General features: G+C 47.5%; 16 protein-coding genes. 7 read left to right on the top strand and 9 right to left on the bottom strand.

The window, feature by feature from the left end:
* Position 1: 1 nt before the first annotated feature.
* The gene (locus KVT36_RS04095; protein ID WP_217602228.1) at positions 2-745 is read right to left on the bottom strand and encodes an ROK family protein; all 744 of its coding nucleotides are present in this window, start codon (positions 743-745) and stop codon (positions 2-4) included.
* A gap of 205 nt (positions 746-950) precedes the next feature.
* Here KVT36_RS04095 and KVT36_RS04100 point away from each other — a divergent pair, with 205 nt between their 5' ends.
* On the top strand, positions 951-3,368 hold the full coding sequence (locus tag KVT36_RS04100) for a TonB-dependent receptor (RefSeq protein ID WP_217602229.1): 2,418 nt from the start codon (positions 951-953) through the stop codon (positions 3,366-3,368).
* 70 nt (positions 3,369-3,438) lie between these two features.
* Here KVT36_RS04100 and KVT36_RS04105 read toward each other — a convergent pair whose 3' ends face one another.
* Entirely contained in the window at positions 3,439-4,140 is a 702-nt protein-coding gene (locus KVT36_RS04105) for a LytTR family DNA-binding domain-containing protein (protein ID WP_217602230.1), read from the bottom strand.
* Positions 4,109-5,185, bottom strand: coding sequence for a sensor histidine kinase (locus tag KVT36_RS04110; RefSeq protein ID WP_217602231.1), 1,077 nt, complete (start codon positions 5,183-5,185; stop codon positions 4,109-4,111). Before KVT36_RS04110 ends, KVT36_RS04105 begins: the two co-directional genes overlap by 32 nt.
* Before the next feature lie 219 nt (positions 5,186-5,404).
* Here KVT36_RS04110 and KVT36_RS04115 point away from each other — a divergent pair, with 219 nt between their 5' ends.
* Positions 5,405-7,600: an outer membrane beta-barrel family protein gene (locus tag KVT36_RS04115; protein ID WP_217602232.1), complete on the top strand. Its 2,196-nt coding sequence runs from the start codon at positions 5,405-5,407 to the stop codon at positions 7,598-7,600.
* A 45-nt stretch (positions 7,601-7,645) separates the two neighbouring features.
* On the opposite strand, the gene KVT36_RS04120 is transcribed toward KVT36_RS04115, so the two are convergent.
* From KVT36_RS04120 to KVT36_RS04130, 3 genes are all read right to left on the bottom strand, one after another.
* Positions 7,646-8,497 carry a hypothetical protein gene (locus KVT36_RS04120; RefSeq protein WP_217602233.1) on the bottom strand — a complete coding sequence of 284 codons (852 nt, stop codon included), beginning with the start codon at positions 8,495-8,497 and terminating at the stop codon, positions 7,646-7,648.
* A 169-nt stretch (positions 8,498-8,666) separates the two neighbouring features.
* Positions 8,667-9,854: a serine hydrolase gene (locus tag KVT36_RS04125; RefSeq protein ID WP_217602234.1), complete on the bottom strand. Its 1,188-nt coding sequence runs from the start codon at positions 9,852-9,854 to the stop codon at positions 8,667-8,669.
* A gap of 121 nt (positions 9,855-9,975) precedes the next feature.
* On the bottom strand, positions 9,976-10,866 hold the full coding sequence (locus tag KVT36_RS04130) for an NAD(P)H-binding protein (protein ID WP_217602235.1): 891 nt from the start codon (positions 10,864-10,866) through the stop codon (positions 9,976-9,978).
* Positions 10,867-10,974: 108 nt separating this feature from the next.
* On the opposite strand from KVT36_RS04130, the gene KVT36_RS04135 reads away from it, so the two are divergent.
* Positions 10,975-11,961, top strand: coding sequence for a GlxA family transcriptional regulator (locus KVT36_RS04135; RefSeq protein ID WP_217602236.1), 987 nt, complete (start codon positions 10,975-10,977; stop codon positions 11,959-11,961).
* Here KVT36_RS04135 and KVT36_RS04140 read toward each other — a convergent pair.
* Positions 11,919-12,722, bottom strand: a complete 804-nt coding sequence (locus tag KVT36_RS04140) for an SDR family oxidoreductase (protein ID WP_217602237.1) — start codon at positions 12,720-12,722, stop codon at positions 11,919-11,921. The two genes, KVT36_RS04135 and KVT36_RS04140, sit on opposite strands and share 43 nt — an antisense overlap.
* 172 nt (positions 12,723-12,894) lie before the next feature.
* On the opposite strand from KVT36_RS04140, the gene KVT36_RS04145 reads away from it, so the two are divergent.
* From KVT36_RS04145 to KVT36_RS04155, 3 genes are all read left to right on the top strand, one after another.
* Positions 12,895-13,239: a helix-turn-helix transcriptional regulator gene (locus KVT36_RS04145; RefSeq protein ID WP_217602238.1), complete on the top strand. Its 345-nt coding sequence runs from the start codon at positions 12,895-12,897 to the stop codon at positions 13,237-13,239.
* Positions 13,236-13,724 carry an SRPBCC family protein gene (locus tag KVT36_RS04150; protein ID WP_217602239.1) on the top strand — a complete coding sequence of 163 codons (489 nt, stop codon included), beginning with the start codon at positions 13,236-13,238 and terminating at the stop codon, positions 13,722-13,724. Before KVT36_RS04145 ends, KVT36_RS04150 begins: the two co-directional genes overlap by 4 nt.
* 175 nt (positions 13,725-13,899) lie before the next feature.
* Positions 13,900-14,316, top strand: coding sequence for a VOC family protein (locus tag KVT36_RS04155; protein ID WP_217602240.1), 417 nt, complete (start codon positions 13,900-13,902; stop codon positions 14,314-14,316).
* On the opposite strand, the gene KVT36_RS04160 is transcribed toward KVT36_RS04155, so the two are convergent.
* Positions 14,306-15,106, bottom strand: a complete 801-nt coding sequence (locus KVT36_RS04160) for a transglutaminase family protein (RefSeq protein WP_217602241.1) — start codon at positions 15,104-15,106, stop codon at positions 14,306-14,308. The genes KVT36_RS04155 and KVT36_RS04160 overlap by 11 nt on opposite strands.
* A 98-nt stretch (positions 15,107-15,204) precedes the next feature.
* Between KVT36_RS04160 and KVT36_RS04165 the strand changes: the two genes are divergently transcribed.
* A complete protein-coding gene (locus KVT36_RS04165) occupies positions 15,205-15,432 on the top strand; it encodes a hypothetical protein (protein WP_217602242.1) in 228 nt (75 codons plus the stop codon).
* Positions 15,433-15,491: 59 nt separating this feature from the next.
* Here the strand turns inward: KVT36_RS04165 and KVT36_RS04170 are convergent, their stop codons facing one another.
* Positions 15,492-16,364 (bottom strand): glycosyl hydrolase, encoded by an 873-nt coding sequence (locus tag KVT36_RS04170; protein ID WP_217602243.1) that lies wholly within the window; start codon positions 16,362-16,364, stop codon positions 15,492-15,494.
* Positions 16,365-16,384 lie beyond the last annotated feature (20 nt).

Consider the following 16,384-nt stretch of genomic DNA (forward strand, 5'->3'; position numbering starts at 1 on the left):
CTTACTTTTTAGCCGGATAATTGGTGCTGATATGATACTTATCTTCCAGCTCCCACAGCTTAGCGCCGCCTTTAATACCGTCTTTATTGGTAAAGAGGTGAATGTTATTGTCCAGCTCAATATCCAGCTCTTCTGCATTGCCGCCGCCCAGGTACAGGCGGTCGTAGTTGAATACCACCTTTAAGATGTCCAGCACTTTGGCAATGCGTTTGTTCCACTTGTCTTTACCTTCTTTTTCCAGGGCTTTGCTGCCAATGTATTCATCGTAATCATGCTCTTTGGTTACCGGGTGGTGGGCCAGCTCCAGGTGGGGCAGCAGGTAACCGTCTATAAGCAGGGCCGTTCCAAAACCGGTGCCCAGCGTTACGGCCAGCTCAAACCCTTTGCCGCTTACTACGCCCAGGCCCAGCTGGTCTGCATCATTTACCAGCCGCACCGGTTGCTGTAACAGGTTGCTGATCCGCTGGCCCAGGTCTATATTTTTCCAGTTGGGATTACCCAGGTTAGGCGCCGTATATACCACACCGTTACGTACATAACCGGGAAAACCTACGGATACTTTATCATAGTCCGGCATATCTTTTGCCAGCTCCGCAATAACTTCCAGTACATCCGCCGGTTTGGCGTCTTTGGGTGTGGGCAGGCGTTTGTAGTCCATCTGCCATTCGCCTTTGCTGTTAAGGATGGTGCCTTTAATATGTGACCCGCCTACGTCTATTGCCAGTATATCCCCGGATAGTGCCATGTGTGATGGTTTTATAATGAGCAATAAAGGTAAAGCAAACTACACAAACCATTTTTGCATGAACGCCGGTACGTTCGAGGAAAAGACCGGTTCACAATTTTTTCCTTTCCGGTAAATAATTTTCCCGATTGCGTAAACGGCAGCCCTTTCAATTCATCAATTTTGCACTCCAAAATTGCTATTACCTGCTTATTAATATACCATCATGGGGAAACTGCTACTATTCTTACACATTTTTATCCTGTCCACCACTGTATTGTTTGCGCAGAATGGCACTGTTAAAGGCACCGTTACTACCGCCGACGGGCAGCCGGCCATTAACATTACCCTGCGTATAGACCGTACCAAATGGGGTGCTATCAGTAATGAAAAAGGGGAGTACACTATTAAGAATGTGAAGCCGGGCAGCTGGCTCTTAAAGGCAACAGCTATTGCAGCAGTGGCCCAGGAAAAACCCATTACCGTAGCAGCCGGACAAACCCTGCAGGTGGATCTTGTGCTGAATGAAAATGCCGCAGAGCTGCATGAAGTGATCATTTCCAGCCGCAACGGCAATAAGCAGAATAACATTGTGGCTAAAATGCCGCTTACCAATCTGGAGAATCCGCAGGTATACAACACGGTATCTGCAGAGATCATGAAACAGCAGGGCATTAATAATTATGACGATGCTTTGCGGAACGTACCCGGGATTACCCGCACCTGGGAATCAACCGGCAGAAGTGGTGATGGCGCCGCTTATTTTGCCTTGAGGGGTTTTGATGCGCAGCCTTTGCTCACCAACGGTTTACCCGGTTTGGTAAGCGGCAACCTGGACCCTGCTGATATAGAGGAGATCCAGGTGATCAAAGGCCCTTCAGCCACACTGTTTGGCGGCGGCTTTTACAGCTATGGGGGTATGATCAATACCATCACCAAAAAACCGTATTTCGGTGTGGGCGGGGAAGTAGCCTATAACATGGGCAGCTTTGGATTGAACCGCGTTACAGCCGACATCAATACCCCTTTAAGTAAAAAAGAAAAGATAGCCTTACGGGTTAATACCGCCTACCATTCAGAGAACAGTTTCCAGGATGCAGGTTTTAAAAAATCCTTTTTCATAGCGCCTTCCCTGGTATATGAAGTGAACGACCGGCTTAGCTTCCAGGTACTGACAGAGATCCTGCAGGAAGAAAGGGCTGTACCCCCGGTATTCTTTCACAACAACCGGGACGCCCCACTGGATTTTAAGGACATAAACGCCCTGAACCTGAATTATAAGGCATCCTTTACCAGCAACGATCTTACCATTAAAAACCCGCGCTACAACCTGCAGGCGCAAATGCTGTATAAATTATCCGGCCAGTGGACTTCACAAACCGTGGTATCCCGCGGCAGTGTAAAATCAGACGGTATCTATACTTATATATGGGATGATGAACCGGGCAATAACGTTTTTGAGCAGTATGTGCATAACGAAAATAATACCATCACTACCACGGATGTGCAGCAGAACTTTAACGGCGATTTTAAGCTGGGCAGCCTGCGTAACCGCCTGCTGATAGGGCTGGACTACTTTAACCGCAACGTGATTGATAATGGCGGCGGCTGGGCAGTTGCCCGTTATGTAACGCCGGAGGGTAATACCTTCATGCCTGACCTGGCTACCGGCGACACCATAACGCCTTTTCCTTTATCAAAGGATTATGTAAACAACCTGCTGTCAGGTACCGGCGGCACTTCCAGCAACGTTTCCAACAGCTCTTACAGCGCTTATGCTTCTGATGTGCTGAACCTTACACCGGGTTTACTGGTGATGGCCAGCTTACGTGCAGATTATTTTACTACCAAAGGCGATCCTGCTACAGACGAAGATGATTTTCACCAGTTTGCGCTCTCACCCAAATTCGGTATCGTGTACCAGCCGGTGCTGGATAAGCTGTCCATTTTTGCCAACTACATGAATGCGTTCATTAACGTAGCGCCGCAGGCAGTATCTGATGAAGATGGCGAAAACCGGCATATAAAAACATTTAAGCCGGAACATGCCAACCAGCTGGAATTTGGCGTAAAAGCAAACCTGTTTGCAGATAAATTATTTGCCACTGTTTCTGCCTACGATATTAAGGTAAGCGACCGCGTGGTACCAGCTCCCGGTAATCCTAACGATGTGGTGCAGGGCGGAAAAGTAGAAAGCAAAGGATTTGAAATAGATTTGAATGCCAACCCGCTTCCCGGCCTGAACATCATTGCCGGTTATGCCTACAATGATATTAAAGTAAAGAAGGGGAACGAAGCAGACTTTTACAATGAACCCGGCAGAACGCCCGGCGGGCAGGGCCCTCCCAATGCGGTGAACTTATGGGGCACCTATAAGTTCAGCAACGGCGCATTAAAGAACTTTGGTATAGGCGCAGGCGGTAACTATGCCAGCAAGACAAAAGTAATTGACAACAGCAAAACCGGTGTTTTTTACCTGCCCGGCTATGTGGTAGTAAACGCCAGCCTGTTCTATAATTCAGAAAAATTCCGGTTCACCTTTGCATTGAATAACATTACCAATAAAGAGTATTATACCGGTTATTGGTCGGTGAACCCGCAGCGCACCAGGAACTTTGCCGCCGGTATTGCCTATAAGTTCTAAGAGAGTATATATACCAGTGAACATAACCGTCCGGGAAAAAATGAGTGGTCCATTTTCCCGGACGTTTTTTTTATAAGCCCAGCTGTTTCATGAAATTATCTTTATAGGCGCTGCCAATGGGTATTTCCACCCCGTTAATAAAAACACGGTTGCCCTCAATAAGCGTGATCTTTACCTTGCTGATAATAAAGGAACGGTGCACGCGGATGAATAAGGTTTCCGGCAGCAGGGCTTCAAAGCTGGAAAAAGGCATGTTGGGTAGCAGGGTATGCTGCGTGGTCACCACTTTGGTATAATTACCGCAGGCTTCTGCGTACAGCAGCTCCTCATATAATACTCTATAGATCTTCCGGTCGGTTCTGATGAAAAAGAAGGCAGGCTCGTTTGTTTCCTGGGCAGCCGGCGCCGGAGTGCGCATCCTTTCCAAAGCCTTGTCCACCGCCATAATAAACCGTTCCAGGGAAAATGGTTTTAACAGGTAGTCACAGGCAGCAAGGTCAAAAGCATCCAGCGCATACTCTTTATAAGCGGTGGTGAAAATAACCTGCGGCGGCTTTTTCAGGGTTTTAATAAAAGCAATGCCATCCAGCACCGGCATGTTAATATCTACAAAAATAAGGTCTACTGTATGTTGCAGCAGCAGGGCCTTTGCTTCCAGCGCATCACCGGCAGCTGCTACTACCTGCAGCATGGGCAGGTGCGCGCAATAGGTTTGCAGTATATCCCGCGCTACCGGTTCATCATCTATGATCAGGCAATTGATCTTTTGCATCGTATTTTAATTTTAACCGCAGCATTATGCTGTAAAAGGGTGGCTGGTCGGCTATCTGCAGGTCAAACGCTCCGGGGTATAACAGCGCCAGCCGCTGCCGCACATTCTGCAATCCCAGGCCGCTGTGTTTTTCGCGGGCAGCCAGCTCACTCTTCCTGCTTTCATAAGAGTTGTTAACGGTGAACAGGATGTAATTGCCCTGCTGTTTTAAACGTATATCCACCGTGATCTTTTTATTACCGGTGGTTTTGGAATGTTTAAAGGCATTTTCTATAAAAGTGATCAGCAGCATGGGCGCTATTTTTCCATGGATGTGCGCTGCATCTGCCAGGTCCAGCGTAAGCTCCAGCCGCTCGCCAACACGTATCTTTTCAAATTCAATGTAGTTGTGAATATACGCCAGCTCATCCTGCAGGGGTACAAACAGCTCTTTTACATCGTACACGGAATACCGCAGCAGGTCGGCCAGCTTTAATAACAGCGCAGGGATCTTTTCATGCTGGGTAATGGAAATGCCATACATATTATTGAGCGTATTAAACAAAAAGTGCGGGCTCAGCTGCGATTGTAACAGCTGCAGCTCACTTTGGCTTTGGGCGGCAGCCGTACGGGCTTCCTGTAGTTGTTGTGTGATGCGCACCCGTATCAGCTTAATGAACATGCCGGTACTGATACAGAACAGCAAAAGCGGGAACCCAAAAAAGAACCAGTACAGGGCGTTATGCCCATGCCGCAGCAGGCTGCCTGCAAAAAAAATAGCGGCAAAACTGCTGGTGATCATTATCAGCGGCAACAGGATCAGGATCCATACCGGCACATGCTGATGTTTAGATATCCATAACTGCGAAATGAACCGGCCTGCATAAATGCTGCCCAGGATGCCTGCCACCGCTGCTATAGACCATTCCTCGTCTTCTATGGTAGTGAGGTTCCTTACATACGACTTGAAGGAGGAGTAGATCAGCAGGGCGGTAACAATAGTAAGCGCGGTGTACACACCCCATTTTATCCTGCTATCGCTGCCTGTGTTAAATGCCTGTTTCATGATAATACCTTATGCCCGTATGCAAATATGAACAACTGAGCCGCCAGCCCCTAATATAAATGTTCAACAGCAGGCTTTTAATGACGAAACCGGGTGTAAGCTCCACTAAACAGTTCAACACGTTTAATGGCCTTTCCATCATGCTAACAGCTGCATACGGCACAATTATTTAAATGGCTTGTAAATCCCTGTAATATTTGCCCTGTCAATCTAAAGATAATGAAAACCATTTTTGTTACTACAGCCATCATACTATGCATACACAACCTGTATGCACAACAGCCGGTTACTGACAGCACTCAGAAAAAAGTGCATTTAAAAGCCGTGGAAGTTACAGCTAAAAAGCCGCTGCTGGTGCAGGATATTGATAAAACTGTTGTGAATGTGGATGCCATGATCAGCAGTGCAACCAGCAATACGCTGGAAGTGCTGGAAAAAACACCCGGCGTGCTGGTGGATAACAACGGGCAGATAAGCCTTAACGGCAAAGGCGTACTGGTGCTGATCGATGGCCGTTCTACATACCTTTCGGCGCAGGATCTGTCCAGTTACCTGCGTTCCATACCCGGGGCTTCGCTGGATAAAATAGAGCTTATAGACAATCCCTCCGCCAAATATGATGCCTCCGGCGGGGCCGTGATAAACATACGCCTGAAGAAGAACCGGCAGAACGGCGTAAACGGCAACTTCTCCACTTCGTATAGCCAGGGTGTTTATGACCGGCAAAACACTAACCTGAACATTAACTACAAACGGGGAAAGCTCAACTTCTTTGGCAATTTTAACTATAACCATGAACGTTATTACAGTGCCGATGATAACAACCGGCAATTTTATACAGACGATACACAGCTGACCAATTCCGTATTATTGCAGAACAGGCGGCAGAACAGTTTCCGCAGCACTTCCCTGCGCGTTGGTATGGATCATATGGTCAATAAAAATACCACCTGGGGATTTGTGTTTTATGGAGATCTGAACCCGCATAAAGAATGGATGAGCTACAGGAGCAGCAGCCTGAACCCCGGCCACATAACAGATTCCACCAGCCAGGGTTTTATGCAGGGGCAGGATCGTAGAAAGAACGGGGCCGCTAACCTCAACTACCAGCATAAATTTAATAATGAGGGCCGTGAGCTCTCTGCTGACCTGGATTATATCCGCTATCAAACACCTGGCACACAGCATTTGCAGAATAATAGTTACCTGCCTGATGGTACCCTCAATGATCAAAGTCTGTTTGGCTACAACCTGTTGCCCGGCATTAATATTTACTCCTTTAAAGCAGATTATACGCATCCGTTGAAGAACAAGGCAGGGTGGGAGGCCGGTGTGAAATCCAGCTATGTTACCAACGATAATAATTCCCAATACCTGGATCTGGAGGGCAGCTATCCTGTGGAGGACGACCGCCGCTCCAACCATTTCATTTACCGGGAAAATATTAATGCCGCCTACATCAATGCCCGCAAAAGCTGGCGGCGTATAGGCGTGCAGGCCGGCCTGCGTATAGAGAACACACACCTGCAAGGCCACCAGGTAGCTAATACTTATACACCGGACAGCAGCTTTACCCGCACCTATACCAATTTGTTCCCCAGCGTATTTGTAAGTTATAAGTTAGACAGTGCCGGTAACAATACCGTGACCGCCAGTATTAACCGCCGGGTAAGCCGGCCCAATTACCAGCTGCTGAATCCCTTCCTGTTCTACCAGGATAATTATACCTATACCACCGGTAATCCCTTACTGCGTGCACAGTACCAAACGCAGTATGCGCTAAAGTACCAGCACAGGCAAAACCTGGGCATTGGCCTGCAGTATGGCCGCTTTAACGATATTATTTTCCAGACCACGGAAGCTGCCGGCAATATTTTTATTACCCGCCCGGGAAATGTGTTCTTCGGTTATATGATCTTATTGTCTGTTAACACCCAGCTGAAACCCACCACCTGGTGGAGCCTGAACGCCAACCTGCAGCTGGCAAAACTGGCCTTAAAGGGAACCGTAGGCACTGAAAATCTTCGGAACGGCACCAGCACCGGCCGGCTAAATGTTATGAACCAGTTCAGCTTTCAAAAGGGCTGGAGCGCTGAGCTATCAGGCTTCTATTTTGGCCGGGATATACAGGGGCAGCGCACCGTGGACCCGCGTTACCGGGTAGCTGCAGCTGCGCAAAAAAAGATCCTGAAGGACAAAGGCAGCATCCGCCTTTCAGTAGAAGATATTTTTCATACCTGGATACCAAAGGAACGGGTGATCAGCATTAAACAGGCCAGCGTATACCACACCAATGAAACAGATACGCAGCGTATAGGCATTGCATTTACCTACCGCTTTGGCAAGGAGGATTTTGCCCGTAAGCGCAAACATGCGGATAATGCAGCCGGTGCGGAAACGGAGCGGGCAAACTGATAAAAGGCCCGTGGAATATCCTGCACCACGGGCCTTCTTCCTTATTTAATATTTCTGAGGTGGTTGCGTTCCCTTACAATGCCAGTTGGTAGTGCATTTCAACAGTTGCTGGCCATACCAAAGCGAAGTTTCGTAAGAGGTAACATAACCTTCCCCATCAATTTGCTGGTTAACAAAGGAGCGGTCAAACGGTGGGTAGTAAGAAAGGCCTTTAGCTGTAAGCATTTTATGATGCGGAGAGCTGGGCAATAATCCCAGGAGCTGCAATATCATTATCTCACGTGTAGCTATATCGGCATCATTCACGAAATAGCTGCCACCTTTGATCGGGGTATTATAGTCGTAGGTAAAAGTTAGAGAAAAGCTGGTATCTATGTCCCATATGTAGGCAAGCACATTACCATATGGGTCATACTTTACGGAATAGGCGCCGTATACATCACCTTTTGCAGCTTTTACCAGCTGACCTTTACTATTATAGGTATAGTATTGCCAGGGTCCCACAAAACCCAGGGGATCCTTCAGGAACGAACGTACCGGCTGCTTCCTGCTGTTCAGCTCAACACGAAGTACCGTATCCTGGCTGGTACTGTCTATGAGAAACGCCCAGCTGCCGGATGTTTTGAAATAGGCTATATAATCAAATGGAGAAGCCGGCCCCCAGACATTCATGTAAAATTTGTCAATGCTGCCATCCGCTTTATAGGTTTTATCAAAGCGGTAACCACGATTGGAATACAACACGCGGTCATCTTCAGTAGTAGCTATAAAGTTTTTTGCATCGCAGCCGCAATCTTCGGGTTTAGGCGGCCAGTGATCATTTTTCTTACAGGCAGCCAGTAAGCATAAAAAGGCAAATACGCACGTGGTACGTGACAGGGGTAAGTGGAAAGGCATAAGAGATCATTTAAATGGTTAACGTAGATCGGGGAATTGAGGAAACTATTGCCAGTCGCTGATAAGGATAATGCTACGGCCTAAAGGTACAATACCGTTTTACAAATGCCGGTGCTGCCAGCAGATATTTGTTTTGATAAATTATGACCTTTTATTATGTATCGTTGTTTTACTTTTTCAGGTTATAGGGAATATAATACTGCCATTCCCAGGGCGTAAAGGTGTCGCCGATAGCAGTGGCCAGCAGCTCTTTAAAAATGCTTTCACCGTTATCGCTGTTGGTCATAATGAGAATGCCGGCCTGTTTTTCCGGGAAAATAATACAGTAGTGCTGAAAGCCATCGCCATGGCCTTCTTTAAAGGCACCCCAGCCGTAGGGCGATTTAAGTAAGCCCCAACCCAGCCCGTAACTCAGGGAAATGTTATCATTGGCCGTGGAGGTAGTATCCTGCCAGGCCTTTGGGCCAAACTGGTGCGCGGAGCGCAGCCGTATTTGCGGGGTAAACATTTGTTTGGTACTGGCGGCACTGATCAGCTTATGCTGCAGCACTGCTGTTATAAACAGGGTAAGATCATCCAGCGTGGTTTCTAAAGTGCTGGGGGAGCGGGGCTCATTATCCTTGTCTTTTTCATACAGCTCCCCGTTTGATTTATGCCCTACCGCATAATCAGCTTCATATGCCGGCAGCCATTGGTAGGCGGAGTGCTGCATGCCCAGGGGCGTAAATATTTTTTCCGCTGCCAGCGTTTGCAGCGGTTTGCCCAGCATTTTTTCAAGCACTACCTGCAAGTACACCATGCCTTCGCCTGAGTAGCTGTAATGCGTGCCCGGCTCAAACATTACCCGCAGCTTTTGGTCCGGCATATCCCAGCGCCAGTTGGGAAAACCGCTGGTATGGTCCAGGCACATACGGGCTGTTATTTTGCGGTACAGGCTATCTGATCGCAGATCGGCATAATGATCATGCCATTTGGTTTTAGGCGCGTAAGCATAAATGGGCTGCGGCAGGTAATCCTGCAGCGGTTTGTCCAGGTTTAATATGCCCTCTTCCACCAGCTTTAGCACCAGCACGGTAAATACAGCCTTGCTCAGTGATGCGCCGTATATGTTGGAGTGCGTGGTTAAAGGGGCTTTGGTATCTATCCGTTTGTAACCGAAAGCGCGTTTGTACACCACCTTGTTACTGTTAAAAACGCTGATCTCCAAACCCTGTACATGCGCAGTATCCATCAGGTACTGGATCTTTTGGGTTAAGGCGGCAGCAGATATGGTGCTGTTATCGATCTTTTTAATTTGCTGGGAAAAGGCGGTAATGGAGCAGGCAAAAAAGCTAAGCAAAAGGAAGGCAAAGCGCATAAGTGGGGATTTTATCTCTTCACTAAAGATATTATACGCTTTGCACAAAACCTAGTAATTACCTATTTGGGAAAGGGCCCGCTCTTTAATACCAACCTGAAAAATGTGTTGCATAAAGCAATTATTTGAATGCAGAGATGTTCTTATAAACAAATTCTGCAAAATTGGTTGGCCGTATACCAAAACGTTTATGCGTATCCAGCTTGATGTGTGATTCAATACATTTACTTCGTTCCCGGGCAATTTCCATCAGTATGCGGATGGAAATTGCCGGCAGACCCCGTGATGTCAGCGTGTTCTCATACGCCTCAAAGGACAGGTTGTTATGCGTCATTTTCCGGCCGGTTACCCGGGTCAGTATTTCGCATGCTTCCTCCATATTCAGGGCGTCCGGGCCGGTCATTTCATAGATGCGGTTAATATGGCCGTCCTGGGTAAGCAGCTGTACGCATACTTTTGCCACATCCTCAATATCTACCGGGGACAACTTACCCTGGCTGATGGGTAATGCCAGCTCGCCCCGCTCCATATTTACACCAGCCGGTGCGCCGGGGAAGTACATTTGCATGAACTGGCTGGGGCGTAGCAATGTCCACTGCAGGCCGGAATGCACCAGGTAGTCTTCAGCATTTTCATGCTCTTTTTGCGCAATGAAGTTCTGGCTGTTAAAACCAATGCCGGAATCAGCGCCGGAATATTTTATTACATGTGTTACGCCTGCTTTTTTAGCGGCATCGGTAAAGCTTTGCTGGGTAGTTATCATTTTTTTGGCGGCGGAGGAGATCATCAAAACTTTTTCAACGCCTTCCAGCGCGGCGTGTAATGTTTCAGGCTGCAGCATATCACCTTCGTAAATGCTTACATGCGTGTAGCTTTCCATTGCTTTGGCTTTTTCGCGGTCGCGGATCAGCGCTCTTACAGGAATACCCTGATTTTCAAATTCTTTGATCACCAGTTTGCCGCTTAAACCCGTAGCGCCGGTTACCAGTATGTTTGCTGTTGGCTTTTTCATTTGTATGAATTTATACAGCAAAGCTATTGCGGCGCATTTGCTTAAACGGGGGCATAGATGACAACTTAAGGGGTTGTTTGTGCCAGTGTTGTAATGGACCTTTAATACATGAAAAAGGTATGTTTCTTATTACCGGAAGGCCAAGTAAAACCCAGCTCCTTATTTGGCGCTATAGAGGTATTTGAAAAGGCCAATGAGTTCCTGGCAGAGAAAGGCAGATCCCGGTTCTACGAGCTAACCCTTATTGGCAGCGGCATTTCACAATCGCTATTGAATGCGCAGTTCGTGGTACAACCTGACCGCCATAACCTGAAAACCCTGCAGCCGGATATTATTATCATTCCTGGTTTATATGAGCAGGACCACTATGCATTGGAAAAAAATCAAACCCTTATTAATTGGATGGTGCAGCGGTATGCACAAGGCACAGAGCTGGCCAGCATGTGTACCGGAGCTTTCCTGCTGGCAGCTACCGGGCTGCTGAAAAATGAAGAATGTTCTACCCACTGGCGGGCCGGCCAATCCTTTGCCGCCATGTTCCCGGATGTGCATTTGCGTACAGATAAGATCATTACAGAGGTAAATGGTATTTATACTGCGGGTGGTGCGCAATCATCCTTAAACCTGATCTTATACCTGGTGGAAAAGTATAACGGGCGGGCAGCAGCATTGTACTGTGCTAAGATCCTGCAGATAGATATTGAGCGCAATTCCCAGTCGCCGTTCATCTTTTTTGAAGGATATAAAAAACATGAGGATGATGTGATCCGCAGATCGCAGGTATACATTGAAAAGAATATTGACGAACGTATTACGGTGGAGTTCCTGGCCAGCCAGTCTGCTATGAGCAAACGCAGCTTCATACGCCGTTTTAAAAAGGCTACACAGCATGTGCCCATTGAATATATCCAAAAAGTAAAGATGGAATCTGCCAAACGGGAGCTGGAACAGAACCGTAAAAATGTAAATGAGGTGATGTATGCAGTGGGGTATACAGACAGAAAGGCTTTCCGGAATATGTTTAAGAAGGTAACAGGGTTATCGCCGGTGGATTACAGGGCGAAGTATTCCCAATTATCCACCTCAAACTCATAACCCAATAACGCCTTCATATACACGCTGTTTACTATTTTCCACTGCAGCTTTTCCAAACGGAACTGCGGCAGCGTTAACCCGGCCTTTTCCGCTGCCTTTGTATAAAAGTCATTACGCGTAGGATGATGCGGCGCACAGGCATTCATGGTATAACCATAACACGACTGCTGAATAACAGCCCTGCAAATGCCCGTAGCATCCAGCTGGTGCAGCAGGTTCACCGGCGCTAACCCATTGGGTATATCTGTTTTACCGGCAAAGAACCGTCCGGGATCACGGCCAGGGCCTACCAGGCCGGCAAAGCGAAGAATGGTAGTTTGAAAAGCTTCCGCATTACGGAATAAGTTTTCTGCAGTTACCAGCACTTCACCGGATAAGGTATCCGGCGCCGGCACGGTATGTTCATCTACCTCCGTATTATGATCTCCATACACGCTGGTAGCGCTGATGAAAATAACCTGCTTAATGCCATAAACAGTAATGGCTTCCACTAAGCGCTGCATGGCTGGTACATAATTACCAGCCTGCCCGGCGCGGGCTTTGGGCGGTACGGCAATTACCAGTACTTCGCAATTAAAAAAGTACGTTTTAACTATTGGCATGGAAAGGTTCAGCAGAAAAGGGATAATGCCGGTTTCTGCTAACACCGCCAGCTTATCATTGGAGGTAGTAGAACCTTTTACTGTAAAACCCGCTGTGATCAATGATTGAGCCAGGTGCAGCCCAAACCATCCGCAACCCAGTATGCTGATCGTTCCCATAATTAAAATCCCGTTTAGCCTTTGCCGTAAAGGTATTTACTCTCTGGCAAAGGTAGGGCCGGGGAGCATAAGTCGCAAATGACCCTGACTATCCAATAAATGAAAATTTTCGCCAATCATTGTGTAAGTAAATGCTTACGTATATATTTGTAAGCAATTACTTACATATTTTATGACCGTACAAGCCAGGAGAGATGTTTTTCAGGCCATAGCTGATCCTACACGCAGGGCCATCATCAGCCTTATTGCCAGCCAGTCGCTGAACCTGAATGCCATTGCAGACAATTTTGATGTAAGCCGGCCGGCTATTTCGCAGCATATTAAGATACTTACTGAGTGTGGGCTGATCATCATTAAACAACAGGGGAGGGAACGTTATTGCGAAGCACAGCTGGAGCCTCTTGCAGCGGTAGCCGACTGGCTGGCGCCCTTCAGCAGTAACTGGGAATACCGTTTTGAGCAGCTCGATAACCTGCTGACCAACATGAAAAAGAACAAAAAAACCAATAAAAAATGACGCAGTCAAAACAGCTGAAAGTTATTGCCGAACCGGGCAAACAGGAACTTTTTGTCATTCGTGAGCTGGATGCTCCACGGGAACTGGTGTTTGAGGCATTTATTAACCCCACCCTGCTGGTGCAATGGTTAGGCCCCCGCAACATGAAAATGAAGATCGATTATTTTGAAGGCAAGAGCGGCGGCGCCTACCGTTATGTGCACACTGATCAAAATGGCAACGAGTACGGCTTCCGCGGTGTTATTCATGAAGTGCTGCCGCCGGAAAGAGCTATCCAGACCTTTGAGTTTGAAGGGCTGTTAGGTAAAGGTTATGTAAGCCTGGATGCTGCTATTTTTGAAGCGCTGCCCGGCAACCGCACCAGGGTAACACTGCACTCTGTTTTCCGCTCTGTACTGGACCGCGATGGTAAAGTAGCCGCTGGCATGGAGCGCGGTATCAGCGAAGGTTTCAGCAGGCTGGATGAATTGCTGGCTAAGAAATAAATAACAAACAAAGGCGGCCTCCGCATGAACAAAACCACAGGTGTGCCACCAGTATCTTCAAATAATTTTTGCGATCATAAATCTGCAATTGCAAAACATACATTCGCAAATCTAAGATCTAAAATCGCAAATCTAAGATCCGTAAATCCGCATTCATAAATCTAAAATCAAGATCATGGCAAAAGAATTCTGGCTTAACCTGCCCGTAAAAGACATCAAAAGATCAAAAGCATTTTTCTCCGCACTGGGTTTTTCATTCAATGAGAATTTTGGGGGCGGCCCCAATGCAGCCTGCCTGCTGGTAGGTGAAAAGAATATTGTAGTCATGCTTTTTGAAGAACCTGCCTTTAAAGGATTTACACAAAGCCCTGTAGCAGATACACAGCAGGGCACAGAAGTGCTGCTGTCCTTTGATGTACACAACAAAGAAGAGGTAGACGAGATTGCCCAAAAAGTACTGGCCGCCGGTGGCAAAACAGATCACCAGCCCCATGAAATGCAGGGCTGGATCTATGGCAGCGTATTCACTGATCCGGATGGCCATCGCTGGAACCCGGTGTACATGGATTTTAGTAAAATGCCTAAAGGGTAATAGTACCGGGCTGCGGTTGTTCTACTGTTACCGCCATAGCGGTTAGAGTTACCTGTCCAAAATGGCTGGCAAAAGCCACATCTGCAGCATCACGCCCGTAAGCGATGGTGATGCGGTTGCCTTTGGGTTCGGTTTGGGTAGCATCAAAACAATACCAGCGGCCGTTAAGATAGGCTTCAAACCAGGCATGCAGGTCCATGGGTTTTAATTCATACAGATAACCGGTTACCATTCTTGCCGGGATATCCAATGCCCGGCAAAGGGCTATGCCCAGGTGTGCAAAGTCCCTGCACACGCCGGTTTTAGTAGCTAAAATATCAAAGGCAGAAGTAGAGCTGTTCGTAGTACCATACTGGTAAATGATATTGGTTTGTATCCATTGGCGTATAGCCTCTACCTGCGCATAACCCGGCGCAAGGTCTTTCGTGATCTCCATGGCCAGCGAAGCCAGCTTATCAGACTCACAGTAACGGCTGGGTAACAGGTAATGCAAAAGAAAGTCGGGGAGCAATTCTACCGGCGTCCATAGAGCGCTGTAATTTACATCAATAAGATCAGCGCAATCCGCCACCACGGTGCTTCTTATCTGGAAGTCGCCCACCGGCAGCACAATGCGCTGGCACAGGTTGCCGTAGGTATCCGTAAATTCCGTCATGGTCTGGTAAGGGGAGGTGTGCATTTCTTCTTTCACTATAAATTGTGCAACACCGCTTTTGGCGCGCAACATAAAGGTGGTTGGTACCGGCGCTTCGCTGGTAAAATTGAGCAAACAGGAGGCTTGAATGAGCATGTTGCAAGGTACATCTTATCGGCACATTTTCCCATCATGTCTACTTCTCCCAAATGGATATAGGGTAGAGAGCTAGTTTTGTGTAACAAACAGTTTTTATGAAAGCAGCCACAGAACGTAAGATAATCCGCTGGTTACATATTATACTCAGTATCCCCATCCTGGGATATATCTATGGGCCGGTAGCAGCCAATCCACCTGCTGCAAATGCGGTACGCTGGGTGTTTTTGCCGGTAGTGATATTAAGCGGGCTTTGGATGTGGAAGGGGCATTTGCTGCGGAAAAAACTCAGCAGCAGGAGGAAAAATGTAAAATTGCAAATGTAAAATCTTAAATATAAAAGTAAATGCAGCGATATGACCGCTGCATTCACTTTTACATTCTCTTATTTCCCCACTTTATCATTCGGCTTGTAGGCCGCATACCACTGACCCAGTGTAGTCAGCTTACCACTCGCATCTACCAGTGCAGATGACCATAAGCGGCTGCTGGTGGGGTTTCCGGAAAACCAGGAGTAACGCTGCACAAAGGGCAATGCTTCCAGCTGTGGTAACAGCCTTTGCATAAAACCCAGTACCATGGCCGGCGTATACGGGTTCTCCTGCATGGTTTTGGCATCGTTGGCACAGGTAGCAAACTCCGTGATCCAGATGGGCAGGTGATATTTATCGTATAGGTCCTGCAGTGTTTTTACAAAGTGAACATCGTCTGTACCTACGTACATGTGTACGCAAATAAAATCTACCCGGCGTTTCTGTGCAGCAGCTTTGGTCATAAAATCAGTGAACCACTGCGCGGTAGGCCATGACACCGCCGGGCTGCCCAGTGGTAAACCAACACTTTCCAGCTGTGGCCATAATGCCAGCGCATCATCCACGCTCATGTTGGATTGGTCTGCCAGGTCGGGCTCATTAAAACCCAGCATGTATTTTACTTTATCTTCTGCTTTCTTTTGTTTAACGTAGGCAATATTATCGGCTGTTACATTGCCTTTGCCCCAGAACATGGTGGCAAACTCGCAGTTGCCGGGCGCCTGGTCAAACGGCAGGGTAGTGCCCCAGGTGTAGAACCAGTGGCTTTTCAGCAGGGTAATGTTGCCATACCAGGTGCCATTGGTGGTGTTGGTGCTGAAGTCAGCGCCTTTTTTACCCACGGTTATGGTGTCGTCGCCGCCGCCGGTGGGTTTATCATCATCTTTTTTGCTGCAGGAAAATAATAATAAGGCACTGAAAAGCAGTGTGATGTTCAGGAAACGCATAGGATACGGTTATATAAGTA

This window comes from Chitinophaga sp. GbtcB8 (assembly GCF_019091455.1).
In the GTDB taxonomy this organism is placed as follows: Bacteria; Bacteroidota; Bacteroidia; order Chitinophagales; family Chitinophagaceae; genus Chitinophaga.